Annotated in this window: 11 protein-coding genes; 5 read left to right on the forward strand and 6 right to left on the reverse strand. The window is 34.9% G+C overall.

Features of this window, described 5'->3' with window-relative positions; translation table 11 throughout:
- Positions 1-410 precede the first annotated feature (410 nt).
- From QP953_RS23350 to QP953_RS23360, 3 genes are all read right to left on the reverse strand, one after another.
- Positions 411-1853: a CotH kinase family protein gene (locus QP953_RS23350; RefSeq protein ID WP_063833061.1), complete on the reverse strand. Its 1443-nt coding sequence runs from the start codon at positions 1851-1853 to the stop codon at positions 411-413.
- 1 nt (position 1854) lies between these two features.
- Entirely contained in the window at positions 1855-2646 is a 792-nt protein-coding gene (locus tag QP953_RS23355) for a DUF2490 domain-containing protein (protein ID WP_309553127.1), read from the reverse strand.
- 598 nt (positions 2647-3244) lie between these two features.
- The gene (locus QP953_RS23360; RefSeq protein ID WP_309553128.1) at positions 3245-3826 is read right to left on the reverse strand and encodes a carbonic anhydrase; all 582 of its coding nucleotides are present in this window, start codon (positions 3824-3826) and stop codon (positions 3245-3247) included.
- 452 nt (positions 3827-4278) lie between these two features.
- Between QP953_RS23360 and QP953_RS23365 the strand changes: the two genes are divergently transcribed.
- Entirely contained in the window at positions 4279-5499 is a 1221-nt protein-coding gene (locus QP953_RS23365) for a T9SS type A sorting domain-containing protein (protein WP_309553129.1), read from the forward strand.
- A gap of 123 nt (positions 5500-5622) precedes the next feature.
- A complete protein-coding gene (gene lepA / locus QP953_RS23370; RefSeq protein WP_052595113.1) occupies positions 5623-7410 on the forward strand; it encodes a translation elongation factor 4 in 1788 nt (595 codons plus the stop codon).
- A gap of 135 nt (positions 7411-7545) precedes the next feature.
- Here the strand turns inward: lepA and QP953_RS23375 are convergent, their stop codons facing one another.
- Positions 7546-9621, reverse strand: a complete 2076-nt coding sequence (locus QP953_RS23375; protein ID WP_309553130.1) for an endonuclease/exonuclease/phosphatase family protein — start codon at positions 9619-9621, stop codon at positions 7546-7548.
- A 231-nt stretch (positions 9622-9852) separates the two neighbouring features.
- Between QP953_RS23375 and QP953_RS23380 the strand changes: the two genes are divergently transcribed.
- The gene (locus QP953_RS23380) at positions 9853-10746 is read left to right on the forward strand and encodes a LytTR family DNA-binding domain-containing protein (RefSeq protein WP_309553131.1); all 894 of its coding nucleotides are present in this window, start codon (positions 9853-9855) and stop codon (positions 10744-10746) included.
- 109 nt (positions 10747-10855) lie between these two features.
- On the opposite strand, the gene QP953_RS23385 is transcribed toward QP953_RS23380, so the two are convergent.
- Positions 10856-11482, reverse strand: coding sequence for a hypothetical protein (locus tag QP953_RS23385; RefSeq protein WP_309553132.1), 627 nt, complete (start codon positions 11480-11482; stop codon positions 10856-10858).
- Between the two features lie 10 nt (positions 11483-11492).
- Entirely contained in the window at positions 11493-12305 is an 813-nt protein-coding gene (locus QP953_RS23390) for an alpha/beta hydrolase-fold protein (RefSeq protein ID WP_309553133.1), read from the reverse strand.
- Between the two features lie 226 nt (positions 12306-12531).
- Between QP953_RS23390 and QP953_RS23395 the strand changes: the two genes are divergently transcribed.
- Together QP953_RS23395 and QP953_RS23400 are read left to right on the forward strand one after the other, a co-directional pair.
- Positions 12532-14016, forward strand: coding sequence for a hypothetical protein (locus QP953_RS23395; protein WP_309553134.1), 1485 nt, complete (start codon positions 12532-12534; stop codon positions 14014-14016).
- Between the two features lie 51 nt (positions 14017-14067).
- Positions 14068-14478 (forward strand): hypothetical protein, encoded by a 411-nt coding sequence (locus QP953_RS23400; RefSeq protein WP_309553135.1) that lies wholly within the window; start codon positions 14068-14070, stop codon positions 14476-14478.
- The last annotated feature ends 63 nt before the right edge of the window (positions 14479-14541 follow it).

The following is a 14541-nucleotide window of genomic DNA, read 5'->3' on the forward strand; positions in this document are numbered from 1 at the left end:
ATTGAATTTCTGTCATCTTATTTTGTTTTTTCTCAAAACAAAACTAACACGTAAAACAAAAGCACTCACTTTGAATACTTTTTATTAAACCCTTTAACAAATATCAAATATTATTATTTGAGGGGAAAATTGATAAATTATTTTATTTTTTTATTTATCGTTGATAAAAGTACAAAATAAAAATTTAAAATAAAAGAACCAATACCTTTAAGTAACAACACATTACACCTATCAATCATTAAAATACCATAGAAAAAGATACAAGATGCACTCATGGCCGTAACTTGAGAACATCTTGTATTTTATATTTTTTTTTTCCGAGAGCTATAAAAAAAAATTATAGCCCTTCTAAAACCTTTTTTTTAAACAAAGAAAAATTTATTTTATTATATTTATAAAAATTTTTAATACTAATTTAAATAGTCATTAGCAGCATTATACCTTGTCGAAGTATGATCAATAATAGTCGTAACAGCATTACCAAAACTACTACTTCCTGTCAAGTAAGTATATCCATTAATCTCCTTATTAACAGAGCTTTCAATTAAAATCTTCATGGCATTATATTGATTTTGCATCTTTGTTGGCTCAAAAGTGCTGTTAATAAAATTATCAATATATCCATCATAAATTGCTCTATACTTTGGTTGATTCATTAGATAGGATATCAACGGCCAACTTTCCAAGGAGGCATCGTTTAATTCAAAAGCCAAAGAACCTCCCATTTTACCTTCTTGAAATGCTTCGTTATTATCCCAAGGAATCCATGTTATCAAGCCATTTGAAGGGTTGTTATACAAGTAGTAATTGTGCGTCATTCTACCATAAGTATCCCAATTTTGAATGGTTGTATTGACAGCCAAGTACTTCAGAAACATATTTACATCGAAGACAGCTTCTAAATCAGCTTGATATTGTGTGGTGTTAGTATTACGGGTAGAAGCGTGTAGGGCATTATACACCGACCAGATATCAGACCAATCTCCAGTCGCCTCATTGGTCTTTTTCTCAAAATCAGTTATATTAAAATTAGTAGTAGACCAAGCAGCACCATCTCCATCAGGTTTGTAACAATTTCCTGCATTACTACCAAACTGGCTAGCCAACATAGCATCAAAAACAACTTCTACAAAAGTATACAAACCAAAGTAAACAGGTCCTTCTCCATAATCAATATACAATTCATAAAAAGCCGTTTGAGGAGCTGCAACACCAAACTCTCTAAACAAATCAGCAGCAACTTTTTCCCTCATAAAAGACTGATCATCATAATTACTACTCAAAGAAAGATCTGAAAATCCATAAAAAGTTTGTCCTGTTATTTCTGGGTACTCATCTTCATAATAATCAAACTTAATTCTAAATGGGAGTTTTCCATTTCCTGCTTGATAGGCTGAAGCCAAACTAGAATTTCCTTTGTAACGAATTCCAACATTATACCACTGCTTGCCATTAAAAAACCAATTGCAAGGCACGTATGTAGGAGTTTGTTCAGAGAAATTTCCGCCTCCTCCAATAGTCGTTCCACCTGTGTTTCCTCCTTGACCGCCACCAGGACCACCGCCACCAGGTCTTCCACCAGTATTTCCACTGCTTGTACTGCTGCCGCCATAAATGTCATTTAAATTGTTCTCCATAATTGTCCAATAACGTGCGTCAATAACTATATCCACTCGATTAACTTGGTTTTGATTGAATACCGTAGCATAATCGGGAGTAGCTGATGATGAATGCGTTGTTGCCGTCCAATCTGCCAATCCTGTTCCTGACACTACAAATGTTTCTTTGTAGCAAGATGAAAAAAGCAAGCTACAACCTACAATTATTACCAATACTTGAAATTTATTTTTCATCTTATTTCTTCTTTTTAATTTTAATAGTATAAACATAACCTAACCCTATAATTCCCACTGTTTTGGGATAAGCTGTAAATAGCTCTTGTTCCAAATTATAAAACAATTTAACCTTGCCATACTTTTTAAAATCATAGGCTAATGCTGCTGTAAATCGAAGTTTATCAACGACAGGTAATGTATATTTTTCGTATTCACTAAACATTTCTACAGCAAAACTAGGCTCCAAAGGAATTTTCTTGATGTTATACTTTGCTTTTGCCCTTAATCTAAAACCATGCTTCAAATAATCTCCTTCTATGCTCGTCACTCCCAACTCATTTCTAAATTGATATCTCAAACGATAATCAAATGAAAAACGCTTGATTTGGTGCTTAAATGTAACATCTGCGTTGATTCGGTAATGTGGGCTATAACTCCCATCCCCTTCATTGTATTGCGAAAACCGAAAAGCTCCTCCAAATTCTATAAACTTAAACGGCTCATAACCAATTGCTAAATTAGTAAAATACTGATCTACTTGTGTAGAGTTTCTATTAAATCGAATTTGTTCGCTAAGCTCAAAAGTCCATTTTTTGTGTACTTTTAATCGTATACCTGCAGAAATCCAACTCTCAAAATCAGATGTCACTACATTCGTACCATCCTGTGCCGTAGCTGTTTGGGTACCAATTCCCCAAAGTAGCAAACTCCAGAAAAATAGTATTCTCCCTTTTTTTAATCTAATCATGTTTTGTTTTTGTAGTAATTTTAAATTTAGTCCTTCATCTTTTCTAACTTTTAGTTCGATCATAAAAACATCAATTTTTATGCATCCGTTAATTCACCTAAACGCCATATCAACTTAACTACCAATAGATTACATTTTGACCCTCAAAATAAAACTATTGACAATCAAATTACTAAGCATAGCAAACCAACTAAGAAAGCTAGTTTGTGAAGTGCCAATTCATAATGTTTCATCTAAAATCAATGGAACTTTCGAAAGTACAAATTATTAACATCAATTTTATCTTTAATTAACATACTGTCGTACATAAAAACAAAAACCCCTACAAATATCAAAATTTGTAAGGGTTATCTCTAACAAGTCTTGGGAATGGACTATGTTAGAGTCTATAAAAGCATGATTAGTTTGCTATTCCACTATTCAAACAATAAGAAACCAACGCTTGCATATATGTAAGCGCTTTTTCTTGTGTTTTTAGTTTTTCTTAACAATCCTATGACAACTTGTTTTAATAAATGGTTGGAATTTTTTATTAATTTTTTCAAAAAAAAATCATCGCCAATCTTAAAATAGTTTGACGATGATTCTTTTGTTCTAATTGGCACCTTACAATCGAGAATCGTTGTGTAATACCTTTTTAACTTACTCCCGTTAACCTTCTTTACTCCTCTATAAAATCTACTTGACCACTCCCTAAGTTATAAAATGCAGGAACTATTTTTAGACCTTTATTTTTAGCTGCATCCTCAATAATTGAAGAACGAGAAACCAATTGCTTACAAGTTAAATGTGCGTTTACTTTTACAACTGTGTTAACATTTTTATCTTCAGAAGCACTCATAGCAGGAGTTACGTGCCCCAATAAGTGATTTAGGTTATAACCATTGTCTCCTCCAGCTAATGCAGCCGTGATTGCTCCACAACTTTCATGTCCCATTACAACGATTAAATTGACACCTAAATGTGCCACAGCATATTCGATACTAGCGATTGTAGATGTGTTGGCAACATTTCCAGCTACTCGAATTACAAATAATTCTCCCAAACCAGTATCAAATGATAATTCTGGTACAACACGACTATCAGCACAACTAAGAATAATTGCAAAGGGAGCCTGCCCTGAAGTTAATTCGTTACGACGAGAAGAGTTTTGAAGTTTACCATCCAAACTATCTGCTACAAAATTTGCATTTCCTGTTTTTAAACGATTTAAGGCATCTTGCCAAGATATATTATTTGCCATTTTATATTGGTGTATTTAATTAAATAATAGTTTTTTTATACTAGATGAATTATAATTCATCTACTGCTCTCACAAAAGGCATCGAACTAAGATAGTAATTAATTCATAAATTATAGTGATACTATCTTATTGTTTGTCTTAACCCGCCACAAAAGCTGCATAGATTACGTTTTATCCTAAAACTAAAAAAATTTAGTAAAACTAAAATAAGACTCCGTTGATTACTTGCGGTGCTACTTCGTAGTAGCTCCCTGCGGTCGTGAGGGCGCAAGCTTAGTTTTTTATTTTTTCTACGAACCTGTGGGCTCACGAAGTAAAAACATAAAAAAGCATCTTGCATTAGTTTGATTATCATTTTTTTTACCACAAACACCTGTAGATTCATATTTTATTAATAATCAAACTAATACAATTTTCAACGGAGTAGTATTAAAAAACAATTTGATCCAATAATGAAACATCGCTTTATTTTTATCTTGCTTCTTAGCTTGTTTTATTCTGCACAAGCTCAAGATACGATTATTGTTTATGACATCTTAAACCAAAGTATCACCAAAATTGATCCTGTTGCTTACGACAGTACTCAGACATTTAATCACACGAGTTTTTCGATGGGAACCCTAGGAAACCCAACACCTCTAAGCACCATTCCTCCTAATAGCAATTTATTTCCAAACAGCAACTTTAGTAAACCTGAACTAGCAGAAAATTTTCACAATCTACTAGACTATCCAATTCGGACGGCAGTAGCACTCCATTTTTACAATGCCGACACTTTTTCGGGAACAGGCTGTTCAGGCATTATGGTTGGTCCTGATTTGGTCTTGACCGCAGCACACTGCGTCAGTGGCATTGGTAGCGCTCCAACATGGCATACCGATAGTTTTTTAATTGCTCCTGCCTATAATAATGGCCAGTTACAAAGCAGTTTGCCATCTAGTTGGGTTAAAAAGATTTATCTTTTCCAAGAAAATTACAACGGTTCTATTCAACACGAAACAGCTCTACTGCAACTCCGAGAACCCATTGGCTTGGATATTGGATGGGTTGGCATTGCTTATAGTTCTGATGCTAGCTATTTTGATAATAAAGTATTTCACAAACTTAGTTATCCTTCAATAAGAGACCCATTTGATACATCAAAGGTATATAATGGTGATAGTCTTTATTACAACTATGGTTATATTGACACCTTCCCTTCTTCTTATTCAGCTTACTTAGGAGTTAGAGACGGATGGGGTGTTCCAGGTCAGAGTGGTAGTTCTCTTTTTTATACTGACAATCTCAATGCTTACTATTCCTTTGGCGTATTCTCGTTCTCACACAACTATTCACATGCCCACATCAATGCTCAAATATTTTATCAATTACAAAACATTATTGATAATTATGCCTACACCGTTCCTATTAGCACCATTCCCAATACATCTTCGGTCAAAGTCTATCCAAATCCTTTTAAGACACAAACCACATTTGAATTTGAAAACCCATCGAGCATTGCCTATGATTTTGAATTAATAGATGTACAAGGCAGGGTTGTTATAAAACAACATCAAATAAAAGATAATTCACTAACAATCAATCGAAAAAACTTAAATCAGGGCATTTATTTTTTTAGATTTATACACAAAGGACAAACAATATTTAGTGGTAAATTGCAAGTTCAAGACTAAGTGCTGGTCTAAACGTTTGCAATACCAAGAATAAAGCCTTATTTTCGCAGACTATTAATTAATTCTAGAAGATTGATTTTGATTGGAATTAATAACAACAATACAGAAACTTATAAGAAGTACATGAAAAATATAAGAAACTTTTGCATTATCGCACATATTGACCACGGAAAGTCGACTCTAGCAGACCGTATGCTGGAAATGACACAAACCATTTCGGAACGCAAAATGCAAGACCAAGCCTTGGATAGTATGGACTTGGAGCGTGAGCGTGGTATTACCATTAAATCCCACGCCATTCAACTCAACTATGTTCAAGATGGCGAAGAATACATCTTCAACTTGATTGACACTCCTGGTCACGTAGATTTTTCTTACGAAGTTTCTCGTTCTATTGCCGCCTGTGAAGGTGCCCTGCTTTTGGTAGATGCCGCTCAAGGTGTTCAAGCGCAAACCATTTCTAACTTATACCTCGCTTTAGAGAATGATTTGGAAATTATTCCTGTCTTGAACAAAGTGGATATGCCATCTGCTATGGTTGATGAAATGTCAGAGGAAGTTGTAGATTTGTTGGGTTGTGAGATCGAAGATATTATTCTCGCTAGTGGAAAAACTGGTTTGGGCTTAGATAACATTTTTAGAGCCATCGTGGAACGCATTCCTCCTCCAGAAGGAGATCCAGAAGCGCCTTTACAAGCCATGATTTTTGACTCTATGTTTGATAAGTATCGTGGTGTTATTGCCTACTATCGTGTCTTTAATGGTCGATTAAAGAAAAACGATGCCATTCGTTTCTTTAATACAGAAAGCGATTTCTTTGCCAATGAAATTGGTATTTTAAAAATGGATCAAGTTCCTCAAGAATCTATCGAAGCAGGAAATGTAGGCTATGTAATCACAGGAACCAAAGATTCTAAGGAAGTAAAAGTTGGGGATACCATCACCTTGCAAGAGCGTCCTTGTGAAGAAGCTATCCAAGGTTTTGAAGATGTCAAACCAATGGTTTTTGCGGGTTTATTCCCTATTGACAACGATGATTTTGAAGATTTGCGAGATGCTTTGGAGAAATTGCAATTGAATGATGCTTCTCTTATCTTTCAACCAGAAACCTCTATTGCTTTAGGTTTTGGATTCCGTTGTGGTTTCTTGGGTATGTTGCATCTAGAAATTATTCAAGAACGTTTGGAACGTGAATACGATCAAAATGTCTTAACTACAGTTCCTAACGTTAGCTATTTTGCTTATACCAAAAAAGGCGAAAAACTAACCATCAATACGCCAAATGATTTACCAGATGTTACGATTTTGGATTATGTAGAAGAGCCTTATATTCGTGCTCAAATTATCTCTAAACCAGAGTACATTGGAGGAATCATCAAGCTTTGTATGGACAAACGAGGTATTCTCAAAAACCAACAGTACCTTACGCCTAGTCGACTAGAGTTGACATTTGAATTGCCTTTAGCTGAAATTGTTTTTGACTTTTATGATCGCTTGAAAACTATTTCTCGTGGTTATGCTTCTTTTGACTATACTCCATTGGATTATCGTCAATCGGACTTGGTCAAACTAGATGTGTTGTTGAATGGAGAAAGTGTGGATGCTTTCTCTAGTTTGATTCACCGTACCAAGGCCGTTGCTTTTGGTAAAAGGATGTGTGCCAAGCTAAAAGATATTCTTCCCAAACAACAGTTTAAAATTGCTATCCAAGCAGCAATTGGTGCTAAAATTGTTGCTCGTGAAAATATCTCGGCACTTCGTAAAGATGTTACAGCAAAATGTTATGGTGGTGATATTTCTCGTAAACGTAAATTATTAGAAAAACAGAAAAAAGGTAAGAAAAGAATGCGCGAAGTAGGAAATGTTCAAGTTCCTCAAAAAGCATTTTTAGATGTTCTAAAACTAGATTAGACCACTCAAAGCTTTACCATCAACGCATATTCTACTCTAAATACTTCTTTCTGTTCTTTACCAAAGAAGTATTTAGAGTTTTTTTATTTATCCATGGCTCATCCAATAATAAAGAATTCACTATCATTGAACATCCTAATTGATGCTAAAGGATTTGACATATACTTTGTTCGGGTGGGTTAATTTCACCCAATAAATTCCTTGAGACCAACCTTTTAAACTAATCCTTGATATTGTATTTTGATTGAGTTCAATCTGCTGAATTCGTCCCATTGGATCTATAATTTCAAGCTTTTCTGTTTGAGGCAGCACTTCAATTATAACCTGTTCGTAAGCAGGGTTTGGATAAATTTTGAATACATCCATCTCCTTTATTAAACTTAGATTGGTATACGTAATGCTATTAGAAGGATTAGACGTACAATTGCCTTGGTTGACGACCGTGTAGTAATTTCCTAATTGTGTCAAAACATAAAAAGAATCTGTGGCACCAGCAATTAATCCGTTGGCATCGTACCATTGATTTCCTGTTGATGCTGATGAAAACAAGGTATCTGATTCTTGTGTAATAATAGGATTCATATCAATAGGAATATGCACGACATGAGCTATCTCAAAATCAAAATATTGTACAGCGGTATCGGGCCAATTGGGGTGCCCTAATGCCGATGTATCCTCTACTGTGAACTGCGTTCTAATTCGACAAGAATAGCGTCCTGTATCGTTTGCTGTTGCTAATGAATTATTATAACTAGCATTCGTTGCTCCTGTCAATGGCATACTATCCAAAAACCATTGATACAACAAATCAGGATGTACCATAGGAGCAGTTAATTGCAAAGAACCACTTCCGCAAATTTCAATCGTTGCAACAACAGGTGTATCTACATCAGGGTATTCAAAACGACCATTGACAGGCAAATGATCCGAAGGATCAAAAATATCCCACAAATCATCGTCAATCGCTCGATAAACCCAAACCTTAGTGTAACAATCAATTGGTACCAAATGCTTTCGATCGCCCCATACGTGGTCAATAATATTGCCTGAATCTCGTGTCACATCTGTAGAGGCATGAAAGCCTTTGTGCAACCCAATAATAGGATTTAAAGAATCTATCAAATCTGGATATTGAACAGATGACGCATCTGTATTCATATCTCCCCCCAATATTACCGCCTCATCGACAGGAATATTTTGCGCAGCAATAAAATCACGTTGCTCTCCAAATTGCTCTTTTTTTATTGCAATATCATTAGGGTTCCCTCCCGCTTCCATATGCGTTCCAAAAACATGGTACTTCTTTCCTAGTTTATTAATTTTAGCATATAAAATCCCTTTCGCAGCAAAGCAGTCGCCTGAATTGTTATCACAAGAACGATAATCATATTCATCCTCCAACTCAATTGGCCAACGGCTAAAGATAATCACTCCACCGTTCTCAATTATTTGCCCATCGTTGAGAATATCTGTTTGATACGAGAATCCTGCTGCTTGCATGGCAGGGACTAAGTTGTTGTTTCGGGCTGCATCTTCAAACGCCTCTTGAAAAATAACGACATCTTGATATGGACTGATATATCTAGGAATCACATCGGCACGCTCAGCAGCATCAAACGTACCAATAGGAGGTGGCAAAAATTTGATATTGTACGACAAAACATTGATTACATTGGGATTCGAAAAATCGGCAGAATCAATTGTATATTTGGGGCGGTTGTCTTGGATGGCAAATACAATATCTCTATTAAAAAAAGCATCGGTTCCATCTGGTTTGTATTTAACGGTTACAGGCAAATTTCCAAACATCAGACTTTCTTCATAAAAACCTCCATCATCGTACCACGGATGGTTAAAATTAGAACCTTTCAATGAATGCTCCATATCACTACCTATAAAATTTCCTTCTAGTTTTAGTTGTAATTGTAGCGTGTCGGTACCATGCCATACATAAACATCAAAATAAAAGGTTTCTCCATTGTGTATTCCGTTATTTCGATTCGTTTCTAAGAGTTCTTTGCGCATCTCCCAAGCCTCCACATCTGTTGCTTTTAGAGACCATTCGTTGGCATCCATCGTATGCGTTCCTGATTGTACAGCTGTTACGCCAAATTCCAGCTCTGTATTATTCTGAAAAAAAATAGAGGTACTCTGTGCTTGTGCACTTATTGACAAAGTAATCGCAATCAAAAATCCCAACAATATTAGCATAACAATTCATTTAAAATTAATAGGTCGTTACTTCAATAGTCAACTGTGCTGTAACTATGTATTCGTGAACTACCATAAAATGACAAAAGGGGCTTGCTTCTAATTTAATGAAAATTCGTGAGATCTATTCTATCTTTTATATTTTGCTTTTGCTAGATGCCAATAAACGCATTTATTTACCTATTTTGTCGCCAATTAATAGCCTATTTCTAATGTACGATACTTACTGTTTTGACCTACTTAATTCAGCTTTCCAATAAACCTTATCCCTATTTATTTTCTACCAAAAGAAACACAATTATTGCTATTGTCTTAGGCTTATTGGTCTATATTGTTAATACAACAACTCTAACAGAAAATCATATTATAGAAAACTATGTTTTGAGCAAAACATGGGCTTGTGTTTTTGCAGGACTGGTAACATTTGGCAGTATCATTTTAGTAACAGAAATGATACCTCGTTTATTTTTCAAACCTGAATTAAAAGAAAACTGGACTGTAGGAAAAGAAAGTTTACTAATTTTATTCCTCTTATTCGTCATCGCAATATCTAATAATTTCTTATCCTTTATTATTAGCCAAACGCAAAATACCGTTGATATTCTATCCAGCTTTCTAAATGCTTCTTTTTATGTGATAATCATTGGTACGACTCCCACTATTTTAATTATTTGGATCAACTACACCTTGCTACTAAGAGAAAATCTAAAACAAATATCTTTCTATAACAAGGAGTTGGAAACCAAGGTTAAAGCAATTCAAAATACTACGCCAGACCTAATTGAAATTCCTACGCATAATAAAAATGAAATCCTACAACTTAATCTTGATTCGTTTTTATTTGCCAAAACAGAAGGCAACTATATCGATGTATTCATAAAAAATGCAGACAAAATAGAATATAAAGCCTATCGGCTCACCCTTCAGAAACTAGAAGAAGCACTCAAAGCTTATCCTTTTATTTCCAAAACACATCGTTCTTACATTGTTAATGTCAAAAATATTAGCAGTACGTCAGGAAATGCTCGAAATTATCGCATTCATTTTGAGGGCACAACACATGAAGTCCCTGTTTCTAGAAATAAGTTTCAAACATTTAAAGAAGCATTTGGTTCTAATGCCTAGAATCCAAAAACTTCTCAACCCAATCATATCAATAATGCCTTCGCTATTCCATCAAGGTCTGTGACCAAGCGAAGTAACGAAGGACATAAGTTATTAGTCAGGCAATACGTTAAAAGGAATAACTAGCTCCTAAACCAATTAAAAATCTTGAATCAAAGTCGGCAGGGCGACTCCTTCCTTCGTCCAAAAATCCTTTTAGAGACAACCAAACAGACGCTTGTATGGTAAATTGCCCTAGTGTATACCCTATCCCCTGCGTAAATCCATAATTAAAATAAACGTAATCATTTTTATACGTTTCTACGATGCCATAGTGCGGCATTTTTAAAGTGCCTTTAGAGCGCAGGTGTGTTAATCCAACAAAAGGTTCTAAAGATAGATACAACGTTTTCTTTTTAAAAGGATAGAAAACAATGTCTAGCACCGTATACAAACCAATATCTTTGGTATATCCATCTACCTTGTCCGAAAAGAGGTTGTCGGACTCCGATATATAACTATACTGATGTGCCATGCCACAATATAGATTCAAATGCTTCCTGTTATAAAAATTGAACTTGCCTTTGGCGATAAAACCATAGTTAAATCCATAACTCATATTGAGCACATCGTAGGTGTGTAGGAGTTCAACTTTCCATAATTGGTGCGATGATTTCGGTGTTTTTTTCTCTGGCTCCTGTGCCCATATTGACGAAAAAGAAAAGAGCATTAACCATAAAAAAGAATAGATTTTCATAAGATTTATTTTATAGGATGATTGAAAGTGCATTTTTGAAACTTATAATTGGACTATTGCGGTGCGATACGTGGCTCAACCGTTCGTAATCAAGGCTTAAACCTGTGTAATTTCTTGTTAGTAATTTGTTCTTAAAAGCATTAAAAAATAAGTTGATAGACGCTCCTTCCAAATCACCAACAGTCATATATATTCGCTTGTCTAAGCTATCTCGTTGGTTATAATATTGTTGCTCTAGATCAAACAAATAAGCATCTTTCCACATAAGATTGGGGCTAATAGCTATGCTGTTGTCAAAAGGATTAGGATGTTCTTGTTGAAATAAAATATACAAGGCAAAGTAGCCGCCTAAAGAATGACCATAAATAGTACGTGCCTTACTTTTGACTCCCATTTCCGTTTCAACTTTAGGAATTAGTTGGTTATTGATAAATTGAATAAATTCTTTTGCACCTCCAGATGCATTGGGGAAATCGTTGTCTTTGGGAAAAGAATAATCTCTTCCTCTTTGGGTGTTACCTACATACCCAATGCCTATCAAAATAACATCTTCTCGTTGTTGATTTGAGATAACAGCACTCGCTTCGTCAAAATAATCGTCGCCATCTAATAAGTAAATCGTATGGTACTTTTTAGTGGCATCATAGGTCTTTGGATAAGCGATTTTTAGGTCGTATTGAGTTTCGGTATAAGTGGATTGAAGGGTAAAAGAATCTTGTTTTTTTCCTGTCACGAATGTTTCTTTTTGGCAACTATAAAAGCTGCACCAAGCCATCCATAAACATAACATACAAATGGAATTCTGAGCCGTTTTTTTCATCATAATAATTGTTTTTTAAATTGATAATTATGACTCAAAGGTAAAATTACAATTCAGGTAAAAATCTCATATAAAACCACTTGGGATAAAGTGGCGTTTTTTTGTGATGAGTTGACAAGGATAAAAGTGTTTTTTAAAAAAATTTTTAACCGCAATAGGGAGGTACCATTTTTTTGTCGACTTACTAGCAAATTCAATGTTCATAAAGTATCTAAAAAACACAATAATCATGATCACAGGCATACCTATTATCACCAAAATAAAACCTGTCCAAATTGTTCCTCTTAGTTCGGGAAGTAAAAAATTAGCTACCGACCAAAAAGGAGGAATATTTCAAACCAACTTAAAAAATAATTTAAAAGTTTTATCCAATGCATTGAGAGAAAATGAGACCGAAGCCGTAGGAACAAGTGTTACTGCTGTAATTGTTTTGGGAGCAACAACGATGAGCGACACAATAGCCAATGATGTCTGTCTATTACTTTCCGAAAGCAAAGCAGGTCTGTTTAAAAGTGCTCTAAAAAATATTGACAAATTTGTAAAAAAAGGAACCAAAGAAATTGCAACTTGTCGATTTGTCTATGAAGGCAAAAAGGAAAACAATACGCTTATCTTGGGCATAGAAATATTGCCTGCGTGCAAAATGAAAATGGCTCCTGTTATCAAATGGCTTAACAAGGTAGGAAAACCTACCAATTTAAAGTTTGAAATGGCAACAGGAATCAAACCAGAGGAATCAACTTCGGAAGAGACAACTCAGATAGAAACACCAACGTCTAGTAGTCCTAAATTGAGTATTCTAGAGCAACTTATTCAGCGCTTAGAAAATGCAGAAAATGACTACAAACTAACTCCTACTTCTGATAATCTAATGGCATGGGGCAAAGTTTTGGCAAAATTCAAACAGGTCTTGGCAAAACAACCTGAAAATGACAACTTAAAAAGTACGTTTAAAGAATGGTTGTTAAAATATAACCTTGTCAAAAAGCAATCCGAAACTAATACGGATACAGACGCTAACTCTTCCAAAGAAATATTAGATCGTCGCTTAACGGATTTAGAAAATAACCTTAAAACATCAAAGGACGACTCTTTGTCCGAACTACTTCAACTTATGGCTGTTTGCCAAGAAATTCGGGTGCAACCTAGTTTTAAAACAATTCTCAAAGAGAATGTTGATTTGATGAATCGTTTTAAGCGTATCCGAAAACAACTTCAGATTTTGCTTCAAAAAGATAACGACCAATTTGACGAAATGCAATCGTTGTTGGAAAGCCCTTCTACTATTACAGAAAAATTTCAATTAGAACTGGATGACTTGTGGTTTGCCTTTTCCCAACAAACACAAACAACAGAGAGTTTCAATGATATTTTAGCCAACGATATGGTTGAAATGAAAGCAACCGTCAAACAATTTCAACAAACTGTAGAGGCACAGGCTAAGGGGATGTTAGAAGCTTCTAAAATTCTAAAAATAGGTAATCCTGTTGAAATTTCTCAACAAATGACGGTCATTCGAAGCGGCATTGTTAAACTCAAAGAGACGATGACAGCAAGAATAAAAACTATTGAAACAATTGCCAAAGAATTGGCACAATTGGAAGTCGATTTCCTTGCTACCGAGGATTTAAAGCTGCGACAAACGATCTTTAGTAAAGTTGAAAACTTAACTAATAATTTGGCGCAAAACAGTGCTTCCGTTTCAATCTTTTAGTTGTATCCTATCCTAATGCTCTCTTTTAAATTACTATAAAAAAACACAGTTATGCCAACATATGTAGCGCAAGAAAAAATGCGAAAAATGCTAGAAGATTCTAGTTCTAACCAAGCAGCAAAATTAATTTACGAACAATTAAGCTTTTTTATAGATGCTATTGTTAATGCTCTTGGCGAAGCAGAAGATGGAGTCGTCCAAATGAAGCCAATTGATACCAGTCGCCAAAAGGTAATTGATACGATGAAAGAACAAAACAAAACTGACTTGGTCAAAGATTTTGAGAGTTATGCTCAAAAAGCGGTTCAGCTTGTTCAGAAGGTCATTGATGCCATTGACCAAGCATTAGAAAAAGCTTCTTATGAGGATTTGGAAGATTTAGATTTTTACTTCTTAACCTCTTCTTCTGTCCCCTTACTTGAAGAAGAGTTGGATCAACACTTACAAAGTTTTGAAGTCTAGCACTGCCCTACCTCCTCTCTTTCTATTCATTATTTTTCAAAAAACCTAAGATGCTTATTGGTG

Source organism: Aureispira sp. CCB-E (assembly GCF_031326345.1).
Lineage (GTDB): Bacteria > Bacteroidota > Bacteroidia > Chitinophagales > Saprospiraceae > Aureispira.